Source organism: Haloarcula montana (assembly GCF_035666295.1).
GTDB classification, from domain to species: domain Archaea; phylum Halobacteriota; class Halobacteria; order Halobacteriales; family Haloarculaceae; genus Haloarcula; species Haloarcula montana.
Genome location: NZ_CP142027.1, coordinates 2,032,458 through 2,058,892, shown reverse-complemented (window position 1 = coordinate 2,058,892; position 26,435 = coordinate 2,032,458). Strand labels below are relative to the sequence as shown.

The window sequence follows — 26,435 nt, the reverse complement described above, 5'->3', positions numbered from 1 at the left end:
TCCTCAACGTTGCGCCGTCAGAAGTCCGTGAGCTGTGACTGGAGGCCAGCGACCAGTTCGGACTTCCGTCGCAACGGCCCCAAGCCGACCGGAAGCTGATCGGTGATCGCGTCGAGCGTCTCGCGGAACGACTGTCCGATGCCCGGCTCCCCTTCGAAGGCGTTGCGCACGCCCTCGCGGACCTGCCAGACGCCGACCGGTGCCCAGTAGTCGTCGGTGATCTCCCGGAGGACCAGGCATTTGGCCTGCCGCCCGCGCTCCTGGAGGTGTTCGAGCGCTGCCAGCCGTGCGGCATAGTAGGCCCCGGCGGTCTCCTCGACGTAGCCGGTCCGTCCCTCGTAGCCCTCGTAGGCGCTTGCGAGGTAGTAGCCACTCTCCGGGCGCGGGTTCCAGACGCTCTCGGGGGCTTTCATCTCGACGAGTTCGAACTCCCAGCGGCCGGGCGCGAGCAACACCCAGTAGCGGTTACCCATGTACTCGTTGTACCAGACCTCGGGTTTGTCGATGGTGTCGGCCGTCTGCAGGCTCCCCCGGAGATACTGGCCGACGGTGTCGTCGACCGCGGTGATCGACCACCGGGTGGGGACGAGCGAGCGTTCGCTGGCCTGGCCCAGCGCGCCCGCCGAGAGGATCGTGTTGATGTCGTAGACGTCGAACCCGCGCCGGTAGAGGTAGGTCATCGCCCCTTCGGCGGCCCAGTCGTCGTCCGAGAGCGTCTTCTCGACCGATCGCGGGACGTGGGGGTTCTCCGTGAGGTCTGCGCCGGTCGCGCTAGCCCGTGGGCCGGTCGGCGTCCGCACGTCGTCGAACCCCACGTCGATCTCGGGTGTCCCGTCGAGTCCGACCTCCACGTCGACGGGGTGGTCGGCGATGGCGACCTCCCGCTGGACGCCGACGAAGCCGTCCCAAACGTCGTAGGCGCTGCCGCGTTGCTGGACCGAGTCGACCGAAAGCGACTGTGCCGAGTTGAGCAGTCCCGTCCGCCGCTGGAGGACGTCCTCGATACCCAGCCCCGAGTCGTACCAGTCGCTGCTGGTGGCGAACCCCTCGGCGGCCGCGTCGGGTTCGACGGGCGAGAGCAGTCCTGTCGAGACGTTGGGGTAGCCCGATCGGCCGACGAAGATCTCCGGGGCCGTCGACCCAACGAGCGTGTCGTCCTGGACGGCCTGCTGGACCTGTCGCTCGACGTCTTCGAGGTGGTCCGTAATGGCGTAGGACTTCTCGGCGGCCAGGCGACGCCGTTGTGCCGCCTCATCGCGCTCGAACTCGTCGATGAACTCGTCGAGGCGCATTCGGTGCTCGTTGGTCCCTGGCCGCTATGAACCTGTCCCCACGAACGTCAACAACTATTACGTAGGTGGGTCGAGTAACAACAGGTGTAATAAATAATGTCCGAAACGAGAACCACCGTACTCAAGTTGGGGACGATTATCGCGGCGCTCCTCGGGTTCGTCATTATCGGACTCGTCGGAGTGTACCGGCCATCCCATCAACAGTCGCTCATCAACGTGCTCCTCGGTGAGATCGGTACGCTCGCGATCGCCCACTCGGCCTACCGGATCTCCTCGGGGAAACAGGCCAGTACTGTCGGCGCACTCACCGCAGTGGTCTGTGGGCTCGTTCTGGCCGGGTCCCCGTTCCTGTTCGCGAACTTCGATCCGTTCCTGACGATCCAACTCGTCTGTAGCCTCGTCCTGACCCTCGCTGGCGTGGCGGCGCTGGCCGAACGGTACATGGGTGGGGAGGAAGGCCGCCGCACCGGTGCCGAACGGATCGCCGGCCGGTCCGGGAACTGACGACAGGGCGTTTTTCCGGCCGATCACAACCGCTATACCGACAGGTCGGTCACCCACAGACGATGCCGGTCATCGAATGCGACGAGGCGACTGCACGCGAGCGACTCGAAGCCGCAGGTGCGTCCGTCGAATCGGGAAACACCGACCACGAGCGCTGGCGTGCCGAGTACGGCGGAGCGACTGCGGTCGCCTACGACGGGAAAGTCGTCGTCCAGGGCGGGGACACCGCACGGCTGGAGGGGGTGCTCCGCGACGACGGCGGCCGAGTCCATCTGTACTCCGACGGGGCCTCCCGCGGGAACCCCGGACCGGCCGCCATCGGCTACGTGCTCGTCGACGACAGCGGGATCGTCACCGAGGCCGGCGAGACCATCGGCCGAGCGACCAACAACCAGGCCGAGTACGACGCCCTGATACACGCTCTGGAGGTGGCCGCCGACTACGGCTTCTCGGAGGTCCAGATCCGCGTCGACGCCGACCTGCTCGTCAAGCAGATACGCGGAGAGTGGGACACCAACGACCCGGACCTGCGAGAGAAACGGGTGACAGTGCTGGAACACCTCCAGCGGTTCGACGACTGGTCGATCGAACACGTTCCACGGGAGATAAACGAGCGGGCCGACGAGCTAGCCAACGACGCACTCGACGATGACTGAACTGCCAGCCGACGTGATCGAGGAGGCCGAACGCCTCACCAGACTCGCCCGCCAAGCCGTCGACGAGGACGAAGCACGGGCCTACCGGGACGACCGCGAGGCGCTGCTCGCGACACACGACTACACCGCTCGCGTTCGTGAGGACGACACGGGCGACGTCCTCGTCTGTCACCCACAGGAGTGGGTCGAGGACGGCGTCATCCGACCCGGCCGTGTCGAGGACATCGACCGCGGCGTGGAGCGCCAGCTCTCGGGGACCGGCGATCCGAACGAGTGGGCCGACGTCGCCGACGCGAACGAAGCGGTCGCCGAGGCTGTTGCCGAGGCCCACGGCCAGGTCCACGGTGCGACGGCACAGGCGCTGGCGGATTTTATGAGCAACCACTACGCCAAACCGATCGCCGACGCGACACCGGCGGAGCTGGCCGAGTTCGAGACCGACTACTTCCGGCGCAACGCCTGGCCGACCGAGAGACAGCGGTCGCTGCTCGAGGAGTCCGTCGAGTTAGCCGTCGAGAAAGCCGAAAGTCGGTCGCCCGAACGCTGAAGTTACCGCTGAGCGTCGACCAGGTCGTGGAGCTCGTCCGCACGGCTCTCGTCGGTGGCGAACTTCGAGAACACCCATCCAAGCTGGTCGAGGACGGCTTCCTTCCCCTCGTCGGTCAGTGAGTACTGATTGGTCCGCTTGTCGAGTTCGCTCTTCTCGACGAGACCCATCTCGACGAGGTCGTCGAGGTTGGGGTAGAGCCGACCGTGGTTGACTTCGTCATCGTAGTAGGATTCGAGTTCCCGCTTGATCGCGAGGCCGTACCGTGGTTCCTCCGATAGGATGACGAGGATGTTCTGTTGGAAAGCGGTAAGTTCTTTCGCGATGCCCGGACTGCTAGTGACTGTTTGTGCCTCTGACATGGATATAGACATGTCGTCAAACTATTTAACACTTGTTAACTCAATCATCCTATAAGGAATATGTGCCAGACAGCGCCACACTATCGACGACCAAGCCTTTGTCGAAAAACTGAATAATTGCAGGTGTCGTAACTGTATCGGCATCGCGAGAACCGTCGCCTCGCTAATACTCGGCGAGGGCTGAGGAAATATCTTGTGGCCCAGGGTAAACCGATGACGAAAGTGATTTTTGCCGGCGCGGCACACTCGCGGATGATGACGAACCTCTGGGAAGACCTGGAAACCGGACCGAATCCGCCCGAAGAGATCTACGCCGTCGTCGAGTGTCTCAAAGGCGAGCGCAACAAGTACGAGTACGACAAGGAGGTTCCCGGTGTCGTGCTGGACCGCGTGCTCCACAGCAACGTCCACTACCCCTCCGATTACGGCTTCATCCCGCAGAGCTACTACGACGACGAGGACCCCTTCGATGTCCTCGTTCTCGTGGAGGACCAGACGTTCCCCGGCTGTGTCATCGAAGCCCGTCCGGTCGCGCTGATGAAGATGGACGACGACGGCGAACAGGACGACAAGGTCATCGCCGTCCCCATCGAGGACCCCCGCTACGACCACATCGAGGACCTCGACGACATCCCCCAGCAGACCTTAGACGAGATCGACGAGTTCTTCGCGACCTACAAGAACCTGGAGGAGGGCAAGGAAGTCGAGACCCAGGGCTTCGAGGACAAGCAGGCCGCGAAAGACGCCATCGAGCACGCGCAGGACCTCTACGACGAGCAGTTCGACTGAGCCGGCCGGTCCGTTCCCGACGGGCCATGCTCATCGATAATATCGGCGGGTGTTGCCGATGATTTATGAGCATGGGTAATTTTTAGGGGCAACGGGTGGTAGTAGTTGGTGTGATGGCGACCGATCAGACAGACGCAGCACTCGATCACCCGACGGTCGTTCCGGAGCCGACAGACAGTGAACCGCCCGGGATCGACCACGTGACAGTCGTTCCCGAAAACGCTGCTACCGGCGAGTAACACTGTCACCGGTGTACAGGTTGCCGCTTCTCCCGACGCTGTTGCGAAAAGAAGCTTCTTGTCCCCGTCACCAGTAAAGACGGGCATGGGACTATTCGACCGTTTGAAGGGCGACGACGGCCCACGCGTCGCGTTTTTCGGTATCGACGGCGTACCGTACAGCCTCATCGACCAGCATCCGGACGTGTTCCCGAACCTCACGGAACTGGCCGCAGACGGCAGCGGCGGCGCGATCGACAGCATCGTCCCGCCGGAGTCCAGCGCCTGCTGGCCGTCGCTGACGACCGGCGTCAACCCGGGACAGACCGGCGTCTACGGCTTCCAGGACCGCGAGGTCGGGTCCTACGACACCTACGTCCCGATGGGCCGGGACGTCCAGGCCGAACGTCTCTGGGACCGGGTCACCGAGGACGGCCGGGACGCGACGGTACTGAACGTCCCCGTCACGTTCCCGCCCCAGCGCAACGTCCAACGGATGGTCTCGGGCTTTCTCTCGCCCGGTGTCGACAAGGCGGCCTATCCCGACGACCTGCGTGACCGTCTCCAAGAGACGGACTACCGGATCGACGTCAACGCGAAGCTCGGCCACGACGACGACAAGACCGAGTTCGTCGAGGACGCCCACGAGACCGTCGAGAAGCGCTTCGAGACGTTCAAACACTACGTCCAGCAGGACGACTGGGACCTCTTTTTCGGCGTGTTCATGACCACCGACCGGGTCAACCACTTCCTGTTCAAAGACTACGTCGACGAGACCGACGACCGGGAGGCGTTCCTGGACTTCTACAGCAAGGTCGACGAGTACCTGGGGCGGCTCCGCGAGATGCTCCCCGACGACGTGACGATGGTCGTCGCCTCCGACCACGGGTTCACCGCCCTGGACTACGAGGTCCACTGCAACGAGTGGCTCCGCCAGGAGGGATGGCTCGACTTCGACGACGACGACCACTCGGAACTGGGCGACATCAGCGACGACACGAAAGCGTACTCGCTCATTCCCGGTCGCTTCTACATCAACCTCGAAGGACGGGAACCGAACGGGAGCGTCCCACAGGACGAGTACGAACAGGTCCGCTCGGAACTCAAAGGGAAACTCGAAGCGCTCGACGGCCCCGACGGGAACCCGGTCGCCGACCGGGTGGTCACCAAGGAGGACGCGTTCCGCGGCGACCACGAGGACATCGCGCCGGACCTGGTCGTCGTCCCGAACCACGGCTTCGACCTCAAGGCCGGCTTCAAAGGTTCCGAAGACGTCTTCGGCGTCGGCCCGCGCAACGGGATGCACAGTTTCGACAACGCGACCCTGCTCGTCGAGGACGACGACGCCCGCATCAACGACGCCGACCTCTACGACATCGCACCGACGCTCCTCTCGCTACTGGACCACGACTACGACCGCGCGGAGTTCGACGGGACGAGTCTCGTCTAGACGCGTCGGTCGCGGTCAGTAGATCAGGTCGTCGTCGTTCTCGACCATGTACAGCGTTCGGGCGGCGATATTGACCGCGTGATCGCCGACACGCTCGATGTCACGGATCGTCAACAACAGCCGAGAAACGTCGGCCATCAGCTGTTCGATGTCGGTTCCGCTGGAGTCGGCGTCGATCTGGCGCTCGATGAGGTCACGGACGACCGCCTCCGAGGCGTCCTCGCACTGTTCGTCGATGACGTCGTCGGTCTCGGCGATCGCGTAACACTGCTCCGGATCTTCCTCGCTGTAGGCAACCATCGCGTCCTCGATCATCTCGACGACGGCCGTGCCGATATCCTGGATGTCGACCTCCGGGAACACGTCGCGTTCGGCGTCCATCGAATACTCGCCGAGGTTCGTCGCCAGATCGCCGACCCGTTCGAGGTCGGTGATGATCTTGAACGAGGCCGCGATAAACCGGAGATCCGAAGCGACCGGTTGCTGGAGTGCCAGCAGATCGATACAGTCCTGTTCGAGATCCAGATACAGTTGGTTCACCTCGTCGTCGCCGTCGATGACCTCCCAGGCGATCTCCTCGTCTTTCTGTTCGAGCGCGTTGAGACCGAGCCGGAAGCGTTCGAGGACGACTTCGGACATGTAGAGGACGTCCTCACGGAGGGTTTCGAGCCGCTCCTGATACGATTCGCGTGGCATGGTCGGGAGTGTGCCGGTCGCGCGTATCAGCCTTTCCCTTCTCTCAATATCTCCCGATACTCCTCGACGGCAGCGCAGCGATCGACGTGACTCTGCCAATTTTAATAGTCCCGCGTGTCCGAGTGATGCCTGTCACGGCCGATCGGTCGACGGGTCCGGTCGGCACTCGCGACGAGAGCGTCGAAAACCGATGTTCCAGACAGAATCCACCGGGATCGATCCGGCTGAACGGGGTCGTCACGCGTTATGAATACTGTCGTAAACTGGCACAAGAGTGTCGCACTGACCGGAACGGTCGTGAAGTTCCTCTCGGTAGCGATGCTCGTTCCGCTAGTAACCGCGATCGTCTACGGCGAGGACGTCGGCGTCTTCGGGATCTCGATCATCGTCACCGTGGGCCTCGGGTTCGGGCTGGAACAGCTCGACGGGGACGAAGACCTCCAATCCCGGGAGGCGCTGCTGTTCGTCGCACTCGCGTGGTTCGTCGTCGCCGTCGTCGCCGCGGTGCCGTACGTCCTGGCCGGCTACGGGACCGAGTCGACCCTGGCGGACCCGGTCAACGCCCTCTTCGAGTCGATGTCGGGCATCTCGACGACCGGCGCGACCGTGATGGGCTCGATCAGCACCGACAGCCACTCCCACGCGTTGATGCTGTGGCGCCAACTCACCCAGTGGCTCGGTGGCATGGGGATCATCGTCCTGATGGTCGCGATCCTGCCGGAACTGTCGGTCAACGGTGCACAGCTGGTCAGCGAAGAAGCGCCCGGCCCCACCTTGGAGAAACTCACCCCCCGGATCGCCGAGACCGCCCGCATCCTCTGGCAGGCGTACTTCGCGTTCACCGTCCTACTCGCGGTCCTGTTGTACGGCCTGCACGTGCTGGGCTACGCCCCGGAGATGGACCTATACACTTCCATCGCACACGCGTTCTCGACGCTCCCGACTGGCGGCTTCTCGACGAGGGCAGACAGCATCGCTGCCTTCTCGGTGGCCGTCCAGTGGCTCGTCATCCCGTTCATGGTCGTCGCCGGCACCAACTTCGCGCTGTTCTGGCACCTGTTCGACGGCGACCTGGGACGGCCCCTCCGTGATCGGGAGTTCCGTGCCTACGCTGGGGCCATCGCCGTCCTGACTGCCGTGCTCACCGGGCTACTGTTTTTCGGGGCCGCACCGACCGTCTCGCCCGGTGGAACCACGCAGGGGACCTTCTGGAACGCGTTGCGACAGGCCGCCTTCCAGGTCGGATCGCTGATGAACTCCACGGGATACGCGACGAGTAACTTCGCCGAGTGGAACACACACGGGCAGCTCGTCCTCCTGTTCACCATGTTCATCGGGGGGTCGGCGGGCTCGACCGGCGGGGGAATCAAGGTGATCCGCTGGCTCATCGTTCTCAAGTCGTTGCGCCGCGAGCTGTTCCAGGCGACCCATCCCGAAGCCGTCCGGCCGATCCGGCTGGGCAGCCACGTGATCGACGAGAAGGCGATCCGAGGGGTCGTCGGCTTTACGATCCTGTACTTCCTGCTGTTCGGACTTGGTGCGTTGTTCATCGCCCTCGATGCTGCCCGGGTCGGCATCGAACTGACCGCTCTGGAGGCCGTCGGTGCGAGCCTGGCGGCCATCGGGAACATCGGCCCCGCGTTCGGCCGGCTCGGACCGTTCGGCTCGTATCTCATGCTGCCGGACACGACGAAGTTCGTGATGATCCTGCTGATGTGGGCGGGACGCCTAGAGATCATCACCGTCCTGGCGGTGTTCACCCCGACGTTCTGGCGGCGTTAGGACCGCCAGTACGCCCTCGTCAACAGGACGAACACCGGCAGGATCTCCAGCCGGCCGGCCCACATCAGCAGGATCATGTACACTTTACTGGTCGGGGCAAAGTCGATGTAGCTGTTCATCGGACCGACAGCACCGAAGCCCGGACCGACGTTGCCAAGCGTCGCCGCGATGGCAGACATGACCTCCAGAACAGAGACCGAGTAGCCGACCCGTACCGTGTCCAGAAACACCAACACGACGCTGACGAAGAAGAGAACGACGTACAGCAGCGTGAACGCGTAGATCCCCCGGATCGCCCGTTCGTCGAGCGCCCGTCCGCCAAGCGTGACCGGCGTCACGGCCTCGGGGTGGACGATCGTGAACAGCTCGCGGCGCAACGATTTGATGATGACCAGCCAGCGGATCACCTTGATCGAACCGCCGGTCGAGCCGGCCGATCCGCCGAGAAACATCGCAAACAGCAGGAGGGCCTTCGTCGACTGGCTCCAGGTGTTGAAATCCATCGACGCGTAGCCGGTCGTCGTCACGATGGAGACGACCTGGAAAGTGCCGTGTCTGAGCGCTCGTTCCGCGTTGCCCGGAATGGTCGGGACGGCGCTCGGGATGGATTCCAGCCCGGCTCCGACCCCAGCAAAGAGAAGCCCGGCGATAACGGCCGTGAACGCGGCCATCGCGCCCGTGTAGAGGCGGAACTCGCTGTCTGCCGGGAGCGAGAGCGGCTCCTCCCTGAGCGCGCGCCAGATCAGCGCGAAGTTGGTGCCGGCGACGACCATGAACGGGATGACGAGCCACTGGACGACCGCCGAGAACGCTTCGATCGAACGAGCTTCGGGGGAGAAACCGCCGGTCGGGAGCGTCGTCAGCCCGTGGGCGACCGCGTTGTACACGCCCATGTTCGGCGCGAACCCCGCCACGTGGGCGCCGTACAACAGGCCGATCTCTAGCAGCGTAAACCCGAAGTACGCGAGCCAGAGCACGCGGGCGGTCTCAGCGATGTGTGGCGTGAGCTTCTCGATACCCGGGCCAGGTGCCTCCGCGTCCATCAGTTGGGCACCACCCACGGAGAGTTCCGGAAGGATAGCTACGGCCAGAACAACGATCCCCATGCCGCCGAGCCACTGGGTGAGTTGACGCCACAGCATCAGCGCGTGGGAGTGTCGTTCGAACCCGATCGATCCCATCACGGTCGCACCGGTCGTTGTGAACCCGGACATCGACTCGAAGAGGGCGTTGACCGGATTCGCGAGCGTCGACTCGGTCCCGTAGCCCGCAATCAGGTAGGGGAACGTGCCGACGATCGCGACGGCCAGCCACGTGAGCGACACCATCAGGAACGCTTCACGGGCACCCATATCCGGGTCGGCGTCGAACTGTTCCAGCGCGACGCCCAGGACGACGGTGACGACGATGGAGACACCGAACGTCGTGATCCCGTCACCGTAGTACAGCGCGACGAGCAACGGGAGCACCAGCGGGACCGAGAGGTACTTCACCACGGTCCCGACCAGCGAAACAGAGGCCCGCCAATCGACACGAACGTCCCCGTGTCCCGGAGCCGTACTGGCGAGCGTCACAGTTTCGCGCTGGCCTCGTCGAGGGCCGCGGCGTCAACGAACACGACGACGTGGTCGTCCGCCTCGATGACGGTGTCACCGCGGGGGATGACTAGTTCGCCGTCGCGGGTGATCGCGCCGATGACGACTCCCTCTGGGAGGTCCGCGACGGACTCGCGGATCGGACGCCCGGCCAGTACGCTGTCGGCGTCGACCTCGATTTCGAGGACCTCCGCGCGGTCCGATTGGATGATCGCGACGTTTTCCGCACGGTGTTCCCGGGTGAACCGAGTGATCTCCTCGGCGGTGACCTCTCGGGGGTTGATCGCCACGTCGATGCCGACCTCCTTGAACAGCTCGACGTACTCCCCGGCGTCGACGATCGCGACGGCCCGGTCGGCACCCAGACGCTTGGCGAGCAGGCCGGCGAGCAGGTTCTTCTCGTCGCTATCGAGGGCCGCGACGACGGCATCGACGTCCTCGACGTGTTCCCGTTGGAGGAACTCACGGTCTGTCGCGTCGTTCTCCAGGACGGTCGTTCCGGAGAGTTGCTCGGCCAGTTCCCGTGCCCGCTCGTAGTCGCGCTCGATCAACCGGGGTTTGAGGCCGCGTTCCTGGAGGAGGCGTGCAGTGTGGTAGCCGATGTCGCTGCCGCCGACGATGAGTACGTCGCGAGCGCGGTCGAGTTCCGGCGATACGTCGTGTGCAAACGACTGGACGCTGTCGCGGCTGCCGATGACGATAGCGTCGTCGCCCGTCTCGATGACGGTGTCCCCGCTGGGGATGACGATATCGTCGTCCCGGATGATCGCGGCGAAGGTAAGCGATTCGTAGCGGTCGGCCTCCTCGACGGTCTGGCCAGTGACCGGACTGCTCTGGATGATCTCGAACTGGGCCATCTGGACGATGCCGCCAGCGAAGGTCTCGACATCGCTTGCCGCGGGGAGCCCGATGACGCGGCTGACAGTCTCTGCGGTCATGAGATTCGTCGCGACCATGTGGTCGACGCCAAGTGCTCCCTCGGCGTGCTCCCAGGTCCGGAGGAACCGGGCGCTCTTGACCCGGGAGATGGTGAACACGTCAGCGACGGTCTTTGCCGTCCCGCAGGTGACGATGTTCGTCTCGTCGTTGTCTGTGCTGGCGATCACCATGTCCGCCCCGTCGATTCCGGCCTCCTGGAGCGTATCTAAGTCGGCACCGTCGCCCTCGACGCCGAGGACGTCGACGTCGTACATCAACTGCTCGACCCGGTCGCCGTCGATGTCGACGACGGCCACGTCGTGTGAGTCCGCGAGGCTCTCGGCGATGGCCGAGCCGACCTCGCCGGCCCCGACGATGATCACGTACACGCGCGACCCTCCCAGTTCATGTCTGCCCGCTTCAGGTGGCGGCGTAAAGTGGGTTTCTATCTCACAGGTGCCGCCAGACGTGAACGTTAATTATGGTCCGTACCTCGAAGCGGATATGAACCGATCAGCCACGGTATGGTCGCTGGACAGCGACGAGCAACGGCTCCCCGACCGGAGAGGCGATCATGGCTGATCTGCTGGATCGGGTCGTACTCCCGGTCGCCAGCGAGGAGGACGCCGAGGGGTCCGCTCGGGCGCTGGCGGGCCAGGAGTACGGCGAGGTCGTCGTCGTGAACGTGATCGAGAAGGCCGGCGGCGCCCCGGACAAGGCCGGCGTCGAACAGCGCGAACTCGCCGCCGAAGAGATGTTCGCGGCCGCCGGGGAGGTCCTCGGGGACATCGAGACCGAGATCTACTACGGCACCGACGTCGTCGAGACGATCTTCGAGGCGGCCACGGACCACGACGCGACGGCGGTCGTCGTGACCCCGCGAGGTGGGAACCGGATCGTCCAACTCATCACCGGCGACGTGGCGCTTCGCCTGATCACGGAGAACGACCGCCCGGTTGTCGTGTTGCCCGACGCGGACTCGGAGACGGGGGTGACAGACGGCGATGGGTGAGCAAGACCTCGCGAAGGATCTCGGCCCGTTGGCGGCGCTGACGATCGGTGTCGGAACGATGATCGGGGCCGGGATCTTCGTCCTCCCGGGTGAGGCGATCATGAACGCCGGTTCGATGGCCGCCGCCGCGTTCGTCCTCGGGGGCGTCATCGCGATGTTCACGGCGCTGTCGGCCAGCGAACTCGGGACCGCTATGCCCCGCTCGGGCGGTGCGTACTACTACGTCAACCACGCACTGGGGCCGCTGTTTGGCTCGGTCGCCGGCTGGGCGAACTGGCTCGGCCTGGCGTTCGCAAGCGCCTTCTACATGGTCGGCTTCGGGCGCTACATCGCACGGATATTCGGACTCAGCGGCTCGGTCGGTGCCGGTCCGCTCTCGCTTTCGTACATCCAGTTGATCGCGTTGGTCGGCGGTGCCTTCTTCGTCGCGATCAACTACGTCGGGGCCAAGGAGACCGGTCGGCTCCAGAACGTCATCGTCGTCCTCCTGGTGGCCATCCTGGCGGTGTTCACCCTCCTGGGGACGCTGCGGGCCGACCCAGCGAACCTCCCGCCAGCCCGTGACGTCGTCACGACACTGGAGACGACGGGGCTGATCTTCGTCTCGTATCTGGGGTTCGTCCAGATCACGAGCGTCGCCGAGGAGATCAAAGACCCGGGAAAGAACCTCCCGCGTGCAGTCATCGGCAGCGTCGTCCTCGTGACGGTCATCTACGCGCTGGTGTTGGTCGTCATGAGCGCGGCCGTCCCCGAAGGGTTCATCGCCGACCTGTTCGTCGACGTCCCGGCGGACGAGCCACGACCCATCGCCGTCGTCGAGATCGGGGAGTATCTCCAGGGGGCACTGATGGGCGGTGCGTTGCTGTTCGGCGGCCTGCTGGCGACGGCCTCCAGCGCGAACGCGTCGATCCTTGCGTCCTCGCGGATCAACTTCGCGATGGGTCGGGACGGCATCGTCACGCCGGCGCTCAACGAGATCCACGACCGGTTCGGGACGCCCTACCGGGCCATCGGGATCACCGGCGGGCTCATCCTGCTGTTCATCGTGGTCGGCGACATCGCGCTGCTGTCCGGTGCCGCCTCCGGCCTCCACTTGATCATCTACGGGCTGTTGAACGTCGCGCTGATCGTGATGCGGGTCGTCGCTCCCGAGGAGTACGCTCCGGACTTTACCGTCCCGCTGTTCCCGCTGTTGCCGATCCTGGGGACCGTGCTCTCGTTCGCGTTGCTCGCGTTCGTCCCGGGCGAGGCGCTGTTGCTCACGTTCGGAATCGCCGGCGCGGCAGTTCTCTGGTACGCCGGCTACGCCCGGACCCGCACAGAGAAACGGGGCATCCTCTCGGAGCACATCCTCTCGCGGTCCGAGGAGTTGCCCGACGCCGCGGTCAACGCCGCCGCCAGCGTCCAGCCCGACGGGGGCCAGTACCGCGTGATGGTCCCGCTTGCGAACCCGGAACACGAGACTGAGCTCATTACGCTTGCCAGCGCCATCGCCAAACAGCGTGGGGGGACGGTCGTCGCGACCCACATCGTCACGGTGCCGGACCAGACAGCCCTGGCCGGTGCTGCCGAGCGTGCCGACGAGATCGACGAGACCTCGGCCGGATTGCTCCAGAGTGCCCGTGAAGACGCCGAGACGTTCGGTGTCGACGTCGAGACACACACGATCATCTCCCACCGATCGTTCGACGAGATCTTCGACGCCGCCAAGACCCACGACGCGGACCTCGTCGTGATGGGGTGGGGGCCGGACGCCCACGGCTCGCCGGGCCGCGCCGAGTCCGCGTTCGACGAACTGACCGAGTCGGTGCCCTGTGACTTCCTGGTGTTGCGCGACCGCGGGTTCGACCCCTCGCGAATCCTCCTGCCGACCGCCGGCGGTCCGGACTCGGATCTCTCGGCCGAGATCGCGCGACTGCTCCAGGCCGAATACGACTCGGAAGTGACGCTGTTGAACGTCGCCAGCGGCGACGGGTCCGAGGCCGAAGCACGGGACTTCCTGGACGCCTGGGCTGCCGATCACGAACTCACGGACGCCACACGCCGGGTCGAAACCGGAGATGTCGAACACGCGATCGAATCGGCCGCCGAGGACGCGACACTGGTGTTGATCGGCGCGACCGAGGAGGGACTGCTCCGGCGGCTGATGTCGGGATCGCTCGTGCTCGACGTCGTCGACGACGTGGAATGTTCGGTCCTGCTGGCCGAGAAACACCGGAGTCGCAGCCTGTTGGAGCGGTTGTTCGGGTAGCCGACGCCGGGACCCCCGTCTCGGACGGGGAACGAATTATGCCACGGGCCGCCGTTGCCCCGAACGATGCCGGAGCTATCGATCACCGAGTCCCAACGGGAGCAACTCGAAGCCGTCCGTGCCGACGTCGAAGCGGCCTTCGTCGAGACGTACGGCCACACGACGGTCGAAGACGCGCTGGACTACCTGCTAGACACGTACACGCCGCCGGACGAGCAGGGGGAAGAGCGCGGCCCCTACGACCGCATCGCGTCGGCCGAGTACCCCGAACTCCAGCAGATCGCCTCGACCGTCGACGACATCCCGGGAAGCGGTATCAACGCCGACGAGATGCGCGGGAAGCTCCTGACGACACTCGGACCGGCGGAACTCGCACGGCGCCTCGACGGTGTGGAGGTCGACGGTGACGAGACGGTGTCGGACGACGGAGACAGCCCTACCGCCGACGCTCCATCTGCCGGCACGGCGACTCCTGAAAGCGAGGACGACGACACCGATGGCGCAGGCGCCGACGACAGCACTGACGTGGCCGACGACGAAGCCACGGACGGCGACACGGACGAGGAGACAGGTGGAAGCGGCCCCAGCGGCGTCCTCGCGGCGGCCAACCGGCTCCTCCGGGAACACGACGACAAGTGGCGCAAAAGCGAGACCAGCGAGGAACCATACGAAGTCGATCTCCCGGACGGGACGACGACGGGGGTGCGGACAAAAGACGATGTCCGGCAACTGCTGTTCCGACACTACTGAGCCAGCCCACAGCTATTTCATCGCCGACCGAGTACGGGCGCGTGTATGGTACACTGCCCTGAATGTGAGACAACCCTGGCCGAGGCGGACGACATCGAGTTCGCCGAGATGAACGCCACGACCGGGCTCCTGGCGGCCTCCAAGCGGTTCTACACCGCCAACTGTGCCGCCTGTGGCGCAACGATCGGCAGCGGCGTCGCCGGTGCGAAGGCCGGTGGCGGCGGTGCCGTCTGAGAACTGCCCGCAACCGAATCACGATCGCCCACCAATGGTTCACTGCCCCGAATGCGAGGCGACCCTGGACGCACAGGACGACGTGGAGTTCGTCGAGATGGACGCGACGACCGGATTCTTCGCCGCCTCCAAGCGGTTCTATCTCGTCGCGTGTACCGAGTGTGGCGCCGCCATCGGCAGCGGCGTCGCCGGTGCGAAGGCCTGAGTCGACCCGGACCAGACAGTGACTGTCGACATCGCTCGGTGAAACTGCCGACAATACGTTCTATACCCTTTCCTAAGTTTTAAATTAAATCGGTAGACAAACCTCTCCAAGATGAGCAATCGAGGGGGTACCGAGGGAGGAGGGAGACGGGCAGTTCCATCGCCGGTTCCGCCCGACGACACCGACGCCTGGTACGCGTCGACGGTCCGCGAGCAAGACGAGGTCTATCCTGGCGTCGTCGTTACCATCCGCTCGCGCGAGGACGGGTTCGGCTACGAGGTCCGTGAACCGGTCTTCGCTACCGGGGAAGCCGAGGCACTCGCGACGGTCGAGAAGTATTTCGAGACGGCCAAACGACAGCGGCCACGGACCAGAGAAGGTGCTGTCGAGCGGATGGAGCGGGGATTCGACCCGAAACACCAGCAGGTGATCGACCGGCTCGTCGACTGCTCGCCGGCCGGCCGTCGCCGCATCGAATACCACGCACTCTGTTCGCTGGCGTGTCTCGGCGAACTGACGCCGTACGCACTGGACGACCGGATCGACGTCGCCGATATCGACGAGGACGGAGTCGTCGTCCACACCGCCGACTACGCGCCCGCCGAGACCGACCTCGACACCGATCCGTCCTACATCGATCGGTTCACCAGCGAGCGCGTCGAGCGCCACACCGTCGAGTTTCACGAGTTCGAGATCCCGGTCGTCGTCTACCGCGAACACCTGCTGGGGTCGGACCCGTTCACCACGAAATACGCCGTCAGAGAGCCGTCGCTACTGCCCGGCGACGAAACACTCATCAAGGAGTGTAAAGAGCGCATCTGGGAGACGAACGTCGACGGGCTCGTCGAGGACCGCGTCGAGTTCGTCCGCGAGCGTGCCCGATCACTGCTCGCACGACAGTTGACGGTCCGAAACACGACCGAGTGGCTCGATGCGGCCAGATACAGACTGCGGGCCGCCCTGGCGGAGTTCGACCTGGCGGTCCCACCGGTCGACAGTCGGTTCTCCGACGGCCGCCTCGACGACCTGCTGTACTACGTCCTCCGTGATATGGTCGGGTACGGACAGCTGACGGTTCCGATCCGTGATCCGACGCTCGAAGACATCGAAGCGAACCGTGTCGGCGAACGGATCAAAGTGCTCCCCCGGGCAGACCTGGGCCACGACGGCCGGGTTCCGACCAACCTCCAGTTCGACTCCGAACAGGGGTTCGTCAACGTCGTCACCCAGTTGGCTACTGACGACGGGACCGAACTCAACGCCTCGAACCCGAGCGCGAAGGTCAACGTCGATCCCGACAGCGAAGCCGTCCACGACGCCGACGAGACGGTCCGCTGTGCGGTCGCGCTCCCGACGATCAGCGAGGGCGGCCCACACATCTCGATCCGCAAACAGTCAGCCGACGCGATGACACCAGTCGATCTGATCGAGCGAGACTCGCTACCGACAGAACTGGTCGCGCTGCTGTGGTTGTTCTATGAATCCCACGGTGTCGTCCTGTTTTCGGGTGCAACCGGTGTCGGGAAGACGACGTTGATGAACGCCCACATGCCGTTCATTCCCTACCGTGACCGTCCGATCAGTATGGATGAAGGGTCACGGGAGGTCCGGATTCCACACGAAACTGGGGTGTCGCTGACGACACGGGACCACGAGCGCGACCACCGGCGCGTGACGATGGCTGATCTGATGACACAATGCAACTACCTCAACCCGGATATCGAGGTTATCGCCGAGATCAACACGCCAGCGTCGTTCGAGACGTTCGCAGAGGCGCTCAACACCGGCCACGGCGTCATCGGGACGACACACGCCGACGACATCGAGACGCTCGTCAACCGCAGCATCGAGAAGGGAGTCCCGACCTATCTGTTGGAAGAGATCGATCTGGTCGTGTTTCCGCGGCATATCGACGGTGACCGCTACGTCGGCGAGGTGGTCGAGTTCGTCGACGAGCCACAGAGCGGCGACCGGGCCGGCACGATCCGGAAGGACGGCACCGTCCTCCACTACAACACGGTCTGCTGGCGACAGTCCGACGGGAGCTACGCCGTCGGCTACGACCACCCGTCGCTCGGCGACGAGGACCGCCAGGTCCGGACCGAGGTGTTCGAACGACTCGGGCGGCTCAGAGACGAACCGATCGAAGCCGTCGAAGATCGGTTCCACCGCCGCCATCGGTACGTCAAGTATCTGGTTCGGGAAGACTGTCGGGACTTCGACGACCTGTTCGGCGTCCTGGCGGATCTCCAGACCAACGAGGCAGCGACCGTCGAGCGACTGCGCCGACAGGCAGAGGCGGACGGCGCTGGACCCGAAACAGGGGTGAGCGATGACGACTGATGGGACGCTCGGACTGCTCGACCGAGGGTTGTATGCCCTGTTCGGGCATCACGCGGACGATACTCGCCACGTCCGTACGCGAGAGCGGTATCGAGAAGCGAACCCGGATGTCGACTTCGGTCTGTACGTGGCACGGTTGTACGCACTCTCCTGGATAGTCTGTCTGGCGAGTGGGGCGGTGGCCGCATCGGCTGTCGCACTGCTCCCGCCGGCAACCGTCGACGCGGTCACGACGGTCGGGAGCAACAGCCTCCCGGTACTCGATCGTGTACAACTGCCCGCAGTCCCGCGTGGAGTCGCTGCCGCCGGTGTCGGTCTCGTCGTCGGGACCCTCACACGCTGGGTCGTCTTCAGGCTTGGCGGTCGATACCTCGCCTGGGTCGCCACGGCACGGCGGGCCGACATCGAGTCGACACTTCCGGGAGCGGTCCGGTACCTCCGCGTCCTCGCTGCGGGGGCACAGGATCAGCGAGCGATGTTGCGAGCGGTCGCCCAACAGGACGCGTACGGCGAGACCGCCGTCGCGTTCCGACGCGCGCTCAACCGGGCCGCGCTGACCGGAAGCCTCGACGAGGGGTTAGAGCGGGTGGCGAGCGAAACCCCGTCTCGGGACCTCCTTGCGCCGTTCCTGCTGAAGTTCCGGGAGCATGCAAACCAGAGCGCCGAAGCGCTGGAGGGGTATCTGGAGATGGAAGGACGGCTCCTTTCACACCAACAGAGTCGGCGCCACGAGCGGGCGACGGGGTATCTCGAACTGCTCGCGGAACTGTTCGTCGTCTTGCTGATCCTCCCCGCACTCGTCGTCCTCATCGTGACGGTGATGAGCGTCCTCGCGCCGGGGCTGTCGAGATCTGTTTCGACCCCGGTGGGGTCGGTCTCGACACAGACCGTCGTCGTCGCAGGCAGTGCCGTCTTCGTCCTCGCAGCCGGCGCACTCTCGGCCGCGGTCGTCGTCACGCTCCGGCCACACAACGCGGGAGCACCGTCGTACAGCCGTCCGGGGGATCTCGTCTCGGTCCTGGCGACGGCGCCGTCGAACCCGGCAAGTGCGACGGCCGTCTGTGTCCCGATCGGCGGACCGATCGCAGCCGGGTTGTGGGCGGTGGGGTACGGGCCGTTGAACGTCGCCATACTCACGTACGCGGCCGTCGGTCTCCCGATCGGAGTGGTCTCGATCCGCCGTGCGAGACTAGACGACGCCAAAGACCGAGAGATACAGGACTTCGTCCACGCAGTCGCGGGACACGTGGCACTGGGGCGGCCGTTCCCGGACGCAGTCAGACGTGTCGCACAGGACATCCAACTCGGTGCGCTCGCCGACGACGTCAGGGCGCTTGCCTTCACGCTGGAGTTGGGCGACAGCCCCGCCGACGCCTCGGCGGACCGCCGTGCCGCGGCGCTCGATCAGTTCGTCGACCGAGTCGGGACGCCGCTGGCCGAGCAGACGGTCGGGCTCGTCGTCGGTGCCCTCGACGCCGGCAGCGACGCCGAGGAGATATTCGAGACGCTCCAGACGGAGATCGGGAAACTCTATCATCAGCGGAAAGCGCTCCGGTCGGCGTTGCTCGTCTACGTCGCCGTCGGCTGGACGACCGCGCTCCTGGTCGTCTGTATCACCGTGGCCGTAAACGTCTACGTCCTCGACCGGTTCGCACAGCTGTCGGCGGTCACCGGCGGACAGAGCATCGCGTTGAATCCGAGAGCGATCGATCCCGCCAGTGCTCGTCGCCGGTTCTATCTCGTCACGCAGGCCACGATGGTCTCCTGTGGCTGGTTCGCTGGAACCGCCAGTCGGGGTGTCTACGAGGCGTTGCTCCACTCCAGTCTGCTGGTCGTATTGGGCTACGTCGTCTACGCCGGGGTGGGACTGCTGTGAAGCGAGCACAGTCACACGTCGTCGGAGTCGTCCTCCTGTTGGGGTTGACCCTCGTCGCACTCGGCGGCCTCACCGCGACAGTCGGCAGCATCGTCGACGGACAGACGGCCACGGCCGACGCGACGCGGGTCGCGGATGCGTTTCAAAACGGGCTAGAGCCCAGTGAACAGACCGGTCAGGGGACAACACAGCTCCGATTCACCGACGGACACGTCGGGAGCGCCAAGCGGGAACTACGCGTGCTAAACGCCAGCGGTGTCGTCCGTGTCGTCCCGATAGACGCGCTCGTCTACACCACGTCCGGCGCCCGAACGGCGTTCGTCGGCGGCGCCGTGGTTCGGGGTCGGCCCGACGAGGCGTGGCTCGTTCGCGAGCCGTCGCTGACCGTCACACGGACGAACGACACGGTAGTCGTCGGGGCACCACGGCTCAACGCCAGCGGCGGTGCGATCGCCGGCGATACCGTGACCGCACGGCTCCGGACGAACGTCAGCCACACGCGTGAGCGGTTCCCAAGAGGTGACTATCGGATCGCGATCGAGACAGCGACGCCCGAGGCGTTCAGACGCTACTTCCGCCGGCTGGGATTGTCGACCCGGACCCGCGATATCGACGGTGACGGGACGCCGAGCGTCGTCGCCGGTGTCGGCGGACGAGAGACCGTCTATCTCGTCGTCCACGACATGCGAACGGAGGTAGCACATGGATAATCGTGGACTCAGTACGGTCGTCGAGAAGCTGCTGGGGCTCGGTATCGTCGTCCTCTACATCGGGCTCCTGACGACGACGTTGTACGGCGGCGTGGTGCCGGAGTATCAGTCCGCAGTGGGGAGTGAACTCGGAGAGCGGACGCTAGTGCAGTCGGCAGCACGGGTCGAAGCGGCGGTGCCACCGCGAGCACGGACCGTGGCCGCCAGCGTCCGGGTCGATCTGCCGGCGACCATCGACGGGACTGCCTACACGATCCGGACGGACGGTGACTCGCTCGTCCTCGACCATCCGGACCCGTCGATCGACGGGCGTGTCCAGCCGGTCCTTCCGAGCCGGGTCGACAGCCTCGACGGAGCCTGGGAGAGCGGAGAGCAGACGACCGTCAGGGTAGCCGGCGGGCGAGGAAACGTGACGGTGACACTGGAGGGGGATTCATGAGGGTAGCACTGGACAGGCCCGCGGCGGAACGCGCACAGACCGCTCTCCCGTCGCTTGCCGTCGCCTTGGTGTTGTTGACTGTCGTAACCGGACTGGCACTGGCAGTCGCGGACGGAACGCTGGCCAGACACGATCGAACGGCCGACGAACGGCGACTGGCCGTGACGACTGCCGATCGGCTCGTGTCTCCGGCGGGACCGCTGGCGGCACGCGCTAACGTCCTCAACGCGACAAGAGTCAGCACATTCGATCGGGAACAACTCGTCCGAACGGTTCCGCCCGCGCGGAATACCACCGTCGCAGTCTCGCTGAACGGATCACGGCTGGCATCGACCGGAACGACAAGCGGGGGAACGACGGTTCGACGGATCGTCCTCGTCGAGCGTCGTGAGACACGGACAGTCACCCCGAACGTAACCGGGAGCGGTTCGGTGACGTTGCCCCGCCGGACCGACAGCGCGACGATCACGGTTTCGACACCGCCCGGGACGGAACTGTGGACGGTCAGAGCCGACGAGCGGGTCGTCCTGCACAACCGGAGCGGGCTAAACGGGACCTTCACCGTGTCGCTGGTCCCCTACGAAACGACGGAACTGCGTTTCGAGGGAGCCGGAGTGGTCCCAGCAGGCTCGGTGACTGTAAAGTACGCACCGCCCCGGACGACGAAGGCGACGCTGGTGGTGACCGTCGATGCGTAGGGGACAGCTGCCGCTGTCGGTACTCGAAGTGGCTATCGGCGTCGTGGTGATCCTGAGTGTCACGCTCGGCTTTGCGCTTGGACCACCGGCGGCGGATACCCGCGGAGCACAACTAGAAGCGTACGCTACCGACGTGGCGACGGTACTGGCAAACGAACAGCCACGCCACGGTGGTTCGACACGGCTCCGGGAAGTCGTCGCGAGCGAGGCAGCGTTCGATCGGGAACGCGGAGCGCTCGAACGACGCGTCGAACGGATTCTCCCCGGAAACGTTCTATTCCGGATCGAAACACCACATGGGGCCGTCGGCCTCGCCCAACCACGACAGACGGTGACAGGGACAGCTGTCGTCCCGACTGGCGCCGGACAGGTCAGAGTCGAGGTGTGGTACGCGTGAGCGAACGCGGACAGCTCGTCCTCGTCGCCGCGGTACTGGTCGCGATCGCGATCGCGCTACTGGTGCTTGCGGCGTTACAACTCGGCTATCACGGGGACGTCCATGCGACAGCTGACGACGACGATCCGACCGCCGCGACACTACGCGTCCTCGAACGGTCGGTGCCAGCAGCCAGTCGAGGTATTCCACGGGACTACAGCTGGTCCCGCCGCAGTGCCGCAGTCAGTGCCGTCCGCGGGACCCTCACACCGACGCTCGATCGGCTCCGGACAGCAGGTATCCGGGAGGGGGTAATTCGGAACGTGAGCTACAACGAGACGGCCGCGACAGCCTGGCAGCGTTCGAACTGTCCCAGCGGTCCAAACCGTGCGTTCGGCCCCTGTCGGACCAACCGGGGCGTCGCTGTCCAGGAGCGCGCCGGACGAACCCACGTGCTGGCGGTCGGGTTCGACGTGACAGTCACCACACAGCGGGGTCGGACCGCTGTCACCGTCGTCGTCCCGGTGGCCAGCTGAGGACGCGACTGGACACGACCGAGTCATTCTTTATCGTACGGCCGTATGCCGTAGTAATGACAGGGGATGCAGTTCACCGGGACATCCAATTTCTGACCGGCTCACCCGCACGGTTTGCTGTGGTCTCCGCGCTGGCCGAGTCGCCGGCGCGTCCCTGTGAACTGTGTGAACGGATCGACGCGACGCGGACGACGATCCAACGGATCTTAGCTGGCTGTAGCGACCGGCAGTGGGTCCGGAAAGTCGACGGGGACTATCGGCTGACGCTAACCGGTCGACGGATGTACGAACGGTACGCCGCACTGGTGAGCGAGGCCGAGCGAGCCAGGGAGTTCGGCCCGCTTGCGCAGTATCTCGGACCGATCGGCGACGAACTCCCGGATATCGTCTTCGACGCCGGAACGATAACCGTCAGCAGCGAACAGACGCCGCTGGCACCCGTCAACCGACTCACCGACTGGTTTGCCGACGCCGAAGGGCCGGTCAAGACGATCTCCCCGATCGTGGCAGCGACGTTCAACGAGGCCGCTGCGACGCTGTTGGAACGAGGGGTCCGGATCGAATCGATCATCGACGACGGCGTCTTGGAGCGTTCCGAACGGGAGTTCCACGAGGAACTGGAACGGGGGATTGACCACGAATCGATCGAGTTCTACGTCCACGAATCGTCGCTCGACTTCGGGCTCGTCGTCGACGACCGCGGGTGCTGTCTGGGCGCCTACGACGACCGGAACAACCTCCGTGTGACGTTGGTCGTCGAGGACCCGGTCGCACGGGAGTGGGCGATCGACCAGTTCGAACAGTACCGCGAGGCTGCGACGCCGCTCGGGACCGTGTTGTCGGCACCGGAGTGAAAACGGATGGCGGCGACCAGCGGATGAAGGAGGGGCCGAAGCGTCAGATGGGGCACCCGTGGACGCCGTAGCGGAAGGGCATCTGTTACTGAAGCCGATACCGACCTATACCTACGCACTGCACTGTGTTACGGACCCGAATACATGTACAGCGCTTGTAACACCAACTTCCGAACCACGGGTACGGCCCGACGTTCACCGGACAGGGACTGTCGGGTCGTGCCGGTTCAATCTATAAGTAACATCGGGTCGTCGGTGTGGATATGTCACCACCCGGACGGGAAATCCAGTACACTGAATCGGATGTCATCGAGGTGTTCAAGCAGCGTGAGGATTACGCTGAGCCACTGACTGCGTCGGAGATCGCCGACCGATTGGGTTGTTCTCGCCGGACGGCACTGAACAAGTTACACGCACTCGAAGACGAGACTGACATCACGAGCAAGAAAGTCGGCGGGCGCTCGCGTGTCTGGTGGATTCCGGTTCGGACCGACTAGAGGTCCCACTCCTCGGCACGCTCCTGTGCCTCCGTGCGAGCCTGTTCGCGGATCGCTTCGATCTTCGCTTCGTTCTCCAGGAAGGCCTCGACCGCTCCCTGTGTCGACTCCTCGGTCGAGTCGGCTGTCTCGTCCGTCGAAGCGCGTGGCTGATCCGTCGGTGCGGCCCGTCGTGTGCTCCGTGCCAGGGCCGGGTCCCCGGCGAGTCGCTCCGCGGCCATCCCGGGCGGAATCACGTCGTCCCCGGAGTCGGACAGTGCCGACGACTCGGTCGCGTACATCGTGACGTGGTACGGCCCGGGAACAGCGAGGTCCGCGAGCGCCGGCGGGCCGCCCCGCTCGGTACCGGTGTGGTAGGCTCGTGTCGGGACGCCGTCTTCGAACGTGACGATACCCCGTCCGTCGGCGTCGAGCAGGAGCGCGTCCTGGGATTCAAAGACCGTGTAGCCGGTAAAGCCCCGGTCGAGCGCCTCGGCGAGTGTGTCGCGCGGGTCAGCGACGACGCGTGACTTCTCCAAGCGACCGCGCGGCAGGTTCATGGCGGTTCGGGGATGACGGCGCTGCGGACCCGATCGGCCACAGTCTCCGAGGGAACCGGTTGTACGGAGAGTACGTCTGCAGCACGGCGAAACGCGCCGGCGGCGTCACACTCCGGTGCGTGAGCAAGTAGCGGCCGGCCGGCACGGCGGGCCTCGCGGGCCTGCTCGCTCTCGGGCACTGTCGCCAGGGTCGGTCCGTCGAAATACCGCTCGGTCTTCTCGGCGATCCCCTCGATGTCCTCGTCGGGCCGGACCTTGTTGAACAGGACACCGGCGACACCGGTCCCGTAGGAACTCGCGTACTCCTGGACTTTCAGGCCGTCCGAGATGGCGGGAATGGTCGGTTGGAGGACGACGACGATCCGATCGGCCATCACGATCGGGAGGACCGCAGCGCGACTATCCAATGCCGGTGGGGAGTCCAACAACAAGACATCGGTGTCGGTCGCAAGCGTCGCGACGGCCTCACGGAGTCGTTTCGGATCGGCGTCACGGAATCCGTCGAGGCTCGTTCCGCAGGGAACGACCGTCATCCCGAAGCGGTCGTAGGTCGCTTCACCGATCGGGCGGTCGCCGGCGAGGACGTCGTGGAGCGTCGTCTCCGCGTCCGAGAGGCCCGCGTGAAACAGGAGGTTCGCCATCCCGGTGTCGGCGTCGACGACGGTCACGTCGTACCGGTCGGCCAGTGCCATCCCCAGGGCGACCGTGCTGGTGGTCTTCCCGGTACCACCCTTCCCGCTGGCGACGGCGAAGACTTCGACCATGGCGGTTCTGGGTTCGCGCTCGCACAAAAAACTTCGCAGACTTTTCGGCTGAAAAAACTCAGTCGACACCCAACGGCCCGAGGTCGACGTGGTCGACGACGAGCGCAGCCGCCCGGTCGTAGGCGTCGTCCTGTTCGGGGTCAGGCTCCAGCCGATACTCCGTTCCGGCCGTTTCGATCGTATTTTTCACGAAGGCAACTCTCGGTTCGTCGTTGGCGAAGATGTTGTGGAGGTAGGTTCCGAGGACCGTATCCGTCGCTGCCCCGGTCGAGTCGAACGGCCGGGAGACGTCAGCGGTCGGCGTCGTCTGACCCATGTGAATCTCGTATCCTTCGACGACGCCGGTCGCACCGGCCAGGGGACCGACCCCGTCGAGACGGCGGGTGACACGTTCGACGGTCTTCTCGGGCGAGAAGGTCGTCTCGACGGGGAGCAACCCCAGTCCTTCGACTGTCTCACTGTCTCCGGTCCCCTCGATGTCGGCGTTGTGGATGCGGTCGCCGAGCATCTGGTAGCCGCCACAGAGCCCGACAATGGGGCCGTCGAACGCCGAGAGCACCGTGTCGAAGCCGGCCTCCCGGAGTGCGAGCAGGTCGTCGACCGTGTTCTTGCTCCCGGGAAGCACCACCGCGTCGGCGTCGCTCAGCGAGGCCGAGAGCGGGAGGTAGGCGACACGGACTCCCGGTGTCGCGGCGAGTGGCTGGAGATCGGTGAAGTTCGAGATGTGGGGCAACCGTGGGACGGCGACCGTGACCGCGTCCGCGTCGGCGACGCCGTCGTCGGTTCCCTCAATCGCCTGCTGCCCGACCGGCGGGAGTGCGACGCTGTCTTCCTCCGGCAGTCCGGGGTCGTCGTGGGGGAGCACGCCCAGGACCGGGACGCCAGTTCGGTCCTCGAAGGCGTCGAGTCCGGGCGCGAGCAGCGATCGGTCGCCTCGGAACTTCGTGATCACCGCGCCGACGACTCGGTCCCTGATATCCGTCGGCAGCAACTCCAGTGTCCCGACGAGCGAGGCGAAGACGCCCCCGCGCTCGATGTCGGCCACGAGGACGACGTCGGCGTCGGCAAAGCGGGCCGTCTCGACGTTCGCCAGGTCCCGGTCGTGGAGGTTGATCTCGGCGATCGATCCCGCCCCCTCGGCGACGATCACGTCGTGGTCGGCGGCGAGTCGGCGGTGGGACGCGCGGGCGGCCCGGAGCGCGTCGTCCCAGTAGCGGTCGTAGTACTGCCCCGCCGGAACGTCCGCGACGGCGTCGCCGTCGACGACGAGTTGGGACTCCCCGTCCCCCCGCGGTTTCAACAGGACGGGGTTGTGGTCCGTCTGCGGGGGGACGCGGGCCGCCCGGGCCTGGACGTACTGGGAGACGCCGATCTCGCCACCGGGTGTCGCGCGGGCGTTCGTGCTCATGTTCTGGGCCTTGTACGGCGCGACCGAGCGGTCACGGTCGGCCAGCACGCGGCAGAGCCCCGCCGCTACCGTGCTCTTTCCCACGTGGGAGGCAGTCCCGGCGACCAGTATCGTCCGCGCGTCAGGCATCTGGT

29 protein-coding genes are annotated in these 26,435 nt (G+C 65.3%); 21 read left to right on the top strand and 8 right to left on the bottom strand.

The annotated features are described in order from the left end of the window. Positions 1–17 precede the first annotated feature (17 nt). Positions 18–1,292 (bottom strand): DNA repair protein NreA, encoded by a 1,275-nt coding sequence (nreA, locus tag VJ109_RS10805; RefSeq protein ID WP_324756668.1) that lies wholly within the window; start codon positions 1,290–1,292, stop codon positions 18–20. A gap of 96 nt (positions 1,293–1,388) precedes the next feature. Between nreA and VJ109_RS10800 the strand changes: the two genes are divergently transcribed. The 3 genes from VJ109_RS10800 to VJ109_RS10790 all read left to right on the top strand — a co-directional run bounded on the left by VJ109_RS10800 (position 1,389) and on the right by VJ109_RS10790 (position 2,999). Beyond that, positions 1,389–1,796 carry a hypothetical protein gene (locus VJ109_RS10800; RefSeq protein ID WP_324756667.1) on the top strand — a complete coding sequence of 136 codons (408 nt, stop codon included), beginning with the start codon at positions 1,389–1,391 and terminating at the stop codon, positions 1,794–1,796. A 62-nt stretch (positions 1,797–1,858) separates the two neighbouring features. Further along, entirely contained in the window at positions 1,859–2,452 is a 594-nt protein-coding gene (gene rnhA / locus VJ109_RS10795; protein WP_324756665.1) for a ribonuclease HI, read from the top strand. Then, positions 2,445–2,999, top strand: a complete 555-nt coding sequence (locus tag VJ109_RS10790) for a DUF7108 domain-containing protein (protein WP_324756663.1) — start codon at positions 2,445–2,447, stop codon at positions 2,997–2,999. The genes rnhA and VJ109_RS10790 overlap by 8 nt, the downstream gene beginning before the upstream one ends. Before the next feature lie 2 nt (positions 3,000–3,001). Here the strand turns inward: VJ109_RS10790 and VJ109_RS10785 are convergent, their stop codons facing one another. Beyond that, entirely contained in the window at positions 3,002–3,361 is a 360-nt protein-coding gene (locus VJ109_RS10785) for a PadR family transcriptional regulator (protein WP_324756661.1), read from the bottom strand. A gap of 255 nt (positions 3,362–3,616) precedes the next feature. Here VJ109_RS10785 and VJ109_RS10780 point away from each other — a divergent pair, with 255 nt between their 5' ends. The 3 genes from VJ109_RS10780 to VJ109_RS10770 all read left to right on the top strand — a co-directional run bounded on the left by VJ109_RS10780 (position 3,617) and on the right by VJ109_RS10770 (position 5,818). Beyond that, a complete protein-coding gene (locus VJ109_RS10780; protein WP_324760340.1) occupies positions 3,617–4,150 on the top strand; it encodes an inorganic diphosphatase in 534 nt (177 codons plus the stop codon). A 113-nt stretch (positions 4,151–4,263) separates the two neighbouring features. Then, a complete protein-coding gene (locus tag VJ109_RS10775; RefSeq protein WP_324756659.1) occupies positions 4,264–4,389 on the top strand; it encodes a hypothetical protein in 126 nt (41 codons plus the stop codon). Between the two features lie 85 nt (positions 4,390–4,474). Further along, positions 4,475–5,818 carry an alkaline phosphatase family protein gene (locus tag VJ109_RS10770; protein WP_324756657.1) on the top strand — a complete coding sequence of 448 codons (1,344 nt, stop codon included), beginning with the start codon at positions 4,475–4,477 and terminating at the stop codon, positions 5,816–5,818. 15 nt (positions 5,819–5,833) lie between these two features. On the opposite strand, the gene phoU is transcribed toward VJ109_RS10770, so the two are convergent. Further along, positions 5,834–6,514, bottom strand: coding sequence for a phosphate signaling complex protein PhoU (phoU, locus tag VJ109_RS10765; RefSeq protein WP_324756656.1), 681 nt, complete (start codon positions 6,512–6,514; stop codon positions 5,834–5,836). Between the two features lie 246 nt (positions 6,515–6,760). Here phoU and VJ109_RS10760 point away from each other — a divergent pair, with 246 nt between their 5' ends. Next, positions 6,761–8,296, top strand: a complete 1,536-nt coding sequence (locus VJ109_RS10760) for a TrkH family potassium uptake protein (RefSeq protein WP_324756655.1) — start codon at positions 6,761–6,763, stop codon at positions 8,294–8,296. Here the strand turns inward: VJ109_RS10760 and VJ109_RS10755 are convergent. Both VJ109_RS10755 and trkA read right to left on the bottom strand, forming a co-directional pair. Further along, entirely contained in the window at positions 8,293–9,870 is a 1,578-nt protein-coding gene (locus VJ109_RS10755; protein WP_324756653.1) for a TrkH family potassium uptake protein, read from the bottom strand. The two genes, VJ109_RS10760 and VJ109_RS10755, sit on opposite strands and share 4 nt — an antisense overlap. After that, positions 9,867–11,198, bottom strand: coding sequence for a Trk system potassium transporter TrkA (gene trkA / locus VJ109_RS10750; RefSeq protein WP_324756652.1), 1,332 nt, complete (start codon positions 11,196–11,198; stop codon positions 9,867–9,869). Before trkA ends, VJ109_RS10755 begins: the two co-directional genes overlap by 4 nt. Before the next feature lie 185 nt (positions 11,199–11,383). Here trkA and VJ109_RS10745 point away from each other — a divergent pair, with 185 nt between their 5' ends. The 14 genes from VJ109_RS10745 (at position 11,384) to VJ109_RS10680 (ending at position 23,590) form a co-directional block, all read left to right on the top strand. Further along, positions 11,384–11,821, top strand: coding sequence for a universal stress protein (locus VJ109_RS10745; protein WP_324756651.1), 438 nt, complete (start codon positions 11,384–11,386; stop codon positions 11,819–11,821). Next, positions 11,814–14,072, top strand: coding sequence for an amino acid permease (locus VJ109_RS10740; protein WP_324756650.1), 2,259 nt, complete (start codon positions 11,814–11,816; stop codon positions 14,070–14,072). The genes VJ109_RS10745 and VJ109_RS10740 overlap by 8 nt, the downstream gene beginning before the upstream one ends. A gap of 66 nt (positions 14,073–14,138) precedes the next feature. Beyond that, entirely contained in the window at positions 14,139–14,822 is a 684-nt protein-coding gene (locus VJ109_RS10735; RefSeq protein ID WP_324756648.1) for a hypothetical protein, read from the top strand. 45 nt (positions 14,823–14,867) lie between these two features. Then, positions 14,868–15,056 carry a hypothetical protein gene (locus VJ109_RS10730; protein ID WP_324756647.1) on the top strand — a complete coding sequence of 63 codons (189 nt, stop codon included), beginning with the start codon at positions 14,868–14,870 and terminating at the stop codon, positions 15,054–15,056. Positions 15,057–15,090: 34 nt separating this feature from the next. Further along, complete coding sequence (locus tag VJ109_RS10725) at positions 15,091–15,261, top strand: hypothetical protein (RefSeq protein ID WP_276222857.1); 171 nt, start codon at positions 15,091–15,093, stop codon at positions 15,259–15,261. Between the two features lie 111 nt (positions 15,262–15,372). Next, the gene (locus VJ109_RS10720) at positions 15,373–17,604 is read left to right on the top strand and encodes a type II/IV secretion system ATPase subunit (RefSeq protein ID WP_324756646.1); all 2,232 of its coding nucleotides are present in this window, start codon (positions 15,373–15,375) and stop codon (positions 17,602–17,604) included. Further along, positions 17,594–19,480: a type II secretion system F family protein gene (locus tag VJ109_RS10715; protein ID WP_324756644.1), complete on the top strand. Its 1,887-nt coding sequence runs from the start codon at positions 17,594–17,596 to the stop codon at positions 19,478–19,480. Before VJ109_RS10720 ends, VJ109_RS10715 begins: the two co-directional genes overlap by 11 nt. Continuing rightward, complete coding sequence (locus VJ109_RS10710; protein ID WP_324756643.1) at positions 19,477–20,190, top strand: DUF7289 family protein; 714 nt, start codon at positions 19,477–19,479, stop codon at positions 20,188–20,190. The genes VJ109_RS10715 and VJ109_RS10710 overlap by 4 nt, the downstream gene beginning before the upstream one ends. Then, complete coding sequence (locus VJ109_RS10705) at positions 20,183–20,629, top strand: DUF7266 family protein (protein WP_324756641.1); 447 nt, start codon at positions 20,183–20,185, stop codon at positions 20,627–20,629. Before VJ109_RS10710 ends, VJ109_RS10705 begins: the two co-directional genes overlap by 8 nt. Continuing rightward, positions 20,626–21,327 (top strand): DUF7263 family protein, encoded by a 702-nt coding sequence (locus VJ109_RS10700; protein WP_324756640.1) that lies wholly within the window; start codon positions 20,626–20,628, stop codon positions 21,325–21,327. The genes VJ109_RS10705 and VJ109_RS10700 overlap by 4 nt, the downstream gene beginning before the upstream one ends. Then, a complete protein-coding gene (locus tag VJ109_RS10695) occupies positions 21,320–21,724 on the top strand; it encodes a DUF7262 family protein (RefSeq protein ID WP_324756639.1) in 405 nt (134 codons plus the stop codon). The genes VJ109_RS10700 and VJ109_RS10695 overlap by 8 nt, the downstream gene beginning before the upstream one ends. Further along, entirely contained in the window at positions 21,721–22,239 is a 519-nt protein-coding gene (locus tag VJ109_RS10690; protein ID WP_324756638.1) for a DUF7261 family protein, read from the top strand. The genes VJ109_RS10695 and VJ109_RS10690 overlap by 4 nt, the downstream gene beginning before the upstream one ends. Before the next feature lie 56 nt (positions 22,240–22,295). Further along, entirely contained in the window at positions 22,296–23,093 is a 798-nt protein-coding gene (locus VJ109_RS10685; RefSeq protein WP_324756637.1) for a helix-turn-helix transcriptional regulator, read from the top strand. Between the two features lie 263 nt (positions 23,094–23,356). Then, a complete protein-coding gene (locus VJ109_RS10680; protein WP_276222874.1) occupies positions 23,357–23,590 on the top strand; it encodes a helix-turn-helix domain-containing protein in 234 nt (77 codons plus the stop codon). Here the strand turns inward: VJ109_RS10680 and VJ109_RS10675 are convergent. From VJ109_RS10675 to VJ109_RS10665, 3 genes are read right to left on the bottom strand one after another with little or no spacing between them, the layout of a single operon-like run. Beyond that, positions 23,587–24,129, bottom strand: coding sequence for a DUF8054 family protein (locus VJ109_RS10675; protein ID WP_324756635.1), 543 nt, complete (start codon positions 24,127–24,129; stop codon positions 23,587–23,589). The genes VJ109_RS10680 and VJ109_RS10675 overlap by 4 nt on opposite strands. Next, positions 24,126–24,893: a nucleotide-binding protein gene (locus VJ109_RS10670; protein ID WP_324756634.1), complete on the bottom strand. Its 768-nt coding sequence runs from the start codon at positions 24,891–24,893 to the stop codon at positions 24,126–24,128. The genes VJ109_RS10675 and VJ109_RS10670 overlap by 4 nt, the downstream gene beginning before the upstream one ends. A 58-nt stretch (positions 24,894–24,951) precedes the next feature. Next, the gene (locus tag VJ109_RS10665; RefSeq protein WP_324756633.1) at positions 24,952–26,430 is read right to left on the bottom strand and encodes a cobyric acid synthase; all 1,479 of its coding nucleotides are present in this window, start codon (positions 26,428–26,430) and stop codon (positions 24,952–24,954) included. Between the last annotated feature and the right edge of the window lie 5 nt (positions 26,431–26,435).

Bases quoted from the DNA above. Each gene is read 5' to 3' on its own strand.
- VJ109_RS10720 (WP_324756646.1), top strand. From the start codon at position 15,373: ATGAGCAATCGAGGGGGTACCGAGGGAGGAGGGAGACGGGCAGTTCCA.
- VJ109_RS10800 (WP_324756667.1), top strand. From the start codon at position 1,389: ATGTCCGAAACGAGAACCACCGTACTCAAGTTGGGGACGATTATCGCG.
- phoU (WP_324756656.1), bottom strand. From the start codon at position 6,514: ATGCCACGCGAATCGTATCAGGAGCGGCTCGAAACCCTCCGTGAGGAC.
- VJ109_RS10785 (WP_324756661.1), bottom strand. From the start codon at position 3,361: ATGTCAGAGGCACAAACAGTCACTAGCAGTCCGGGCATCGCGAAAGAA.
- VJ109_RS10675 (WP_324756635.1), bottom strand. From the start codon at position 24,129: ATGAACCTGCCGCGCGGTCGCTTGGAGAAGTCACGCGTCGTCGCTGAC.
- VJ109_RS10735 (WP_324756648.1), top strand. From the start codon at position 14,139: ATGCCGGAGCTATCGATCACCGAGTCCCAACGGGAGCAACTCGAAGCC.
- VJ109_RS10680 (WP_276222874.1), top strand. From the start codon at position 23,357: ATGTCACCACCCGGACGGGAAATCCAGTACACTGAATCGGATGTCATC.
- VJ109_RS10780 (WP_324760340.1), top strand. From the start codon at position 3,617: ATGACGAACCTCTGGGAAGACCTGGAAACCGGACCGAATCCGCCCGAA.
- VJ109_RS10725 (WP_276222857.1), top strand. From the start codon at position 15,091: ATGGTTCACTGCCCCGAATGCGAGGCGACCCTGGACGCACAGGACGAC.
- VJ109_RS10745 (WP_324756651.1), top strand. From the start codon at position 11,384: ATGGCTGATCTGCTGGATCGGGTCGTACTCCCGGTCGCCAGCGAGGAG.
- VJ109_RS10730 (WP_324756647.1), top strand. From the start codon at position 14,868: ATGGTACACTGCCCTGAATGTGAGACAACCCTGGCCGAGGCGGACGAC.
- VJ109_RS10770 (WP_324756657.1), top strand. From the start codon at position 4,475: ATGGGACTATTCGACCGTTTGAAGGGCGACGACGGCCCACGCGTCGCG.
- VJ109_RS10700 (WP_324756640.1), top strand. From the start codon at position 20,626: ATGAGGGTAGCACTGGACAGGCCCGCGGCGGAACGCGCACAGACCGCT.
- nreA (WP_324756668.1), bottom strand. From the start codon at position 1,292: ATGCGCCTCGACGAGTTCATCGACGAGTTCGAGCGCGATGAGGCGGCA.
- VJ109_RS10790 (WP_324756663.1), top strand. From the start codon at position 2,445: ATGACTGAACTGCCAGCCGACGTGATCGAGGAGGCCGAACGCCTCACC.
- VJ109_RS10665 (WP_324756633.1), bottom strand. From the start codon at position 26,430: ATGCCTGACGCGCGGACGATACTGGTCGCCGGGACTGCCTCCCACGTG.
- VJ109_RS10715 (WP_324756644.1), top strand. From the start codon at position 17,594: ATGACGACTGATGGGACGCTCGGACTGCTCGACCGAGGGTTGTATGCC.
- rnhA (WP_324756665.1), top strand. From the start codon at position 1,859: ATGCCGGTCATCGAATGCGACGAGGCGACTGCACGCGAGCGACTCGAA.
- VJ109_RS10740 (WP_324756650.1), top strand. From the start codon at position 11,814: ATGGGTGAGCAAGACCTCGCGAAGGATCTCGGCCCGTTGGCGGCGCTG.
- VJ109_RS10670 (WP_324756634.1), bottom strand. From the start codon at position 24,893: ATGGTCGAAGTCTTCGCCGTCGCCAGCGGGAAGGGTGGTACCGGGAAG.
- VJ109_RS10775 (WP_324756659.1), top strand. From the start codon at position 4,264: ATGGCGACCGATCAGACAGACGCAGCACTCGATCACCCGACGGTCGTT.
- VJ109_RS10760 (WP_324756655.1), top strand. From the start codon at position 6,761: ATGAATACTGTCGTAAACTGGCACAAGAGTGTCGCACTGACCGGAACG.
- VJ109_RS10705 (WP_324756641.1), top strand. From the start codon at position 20,183: ATGGATAATCGTGGACTCAGTACGGTCGTCGAGAAGCTGCTGGGGCTC.
- VJ109_RS10685 (WP_324756637.1), top strand. From the start codon at position 22,296: ATGACAGGGGATGCAGTTCACCGGGACATCCAATTTCTGACCGGCTCA.
- VJ109_RS10695 (WP_324756639.1), top strand. From the start codon at position 21,320: ATGCGTAGGGGACAGCTGCCGCTGTCGGTACTCGAAGTGGCTATCGGC.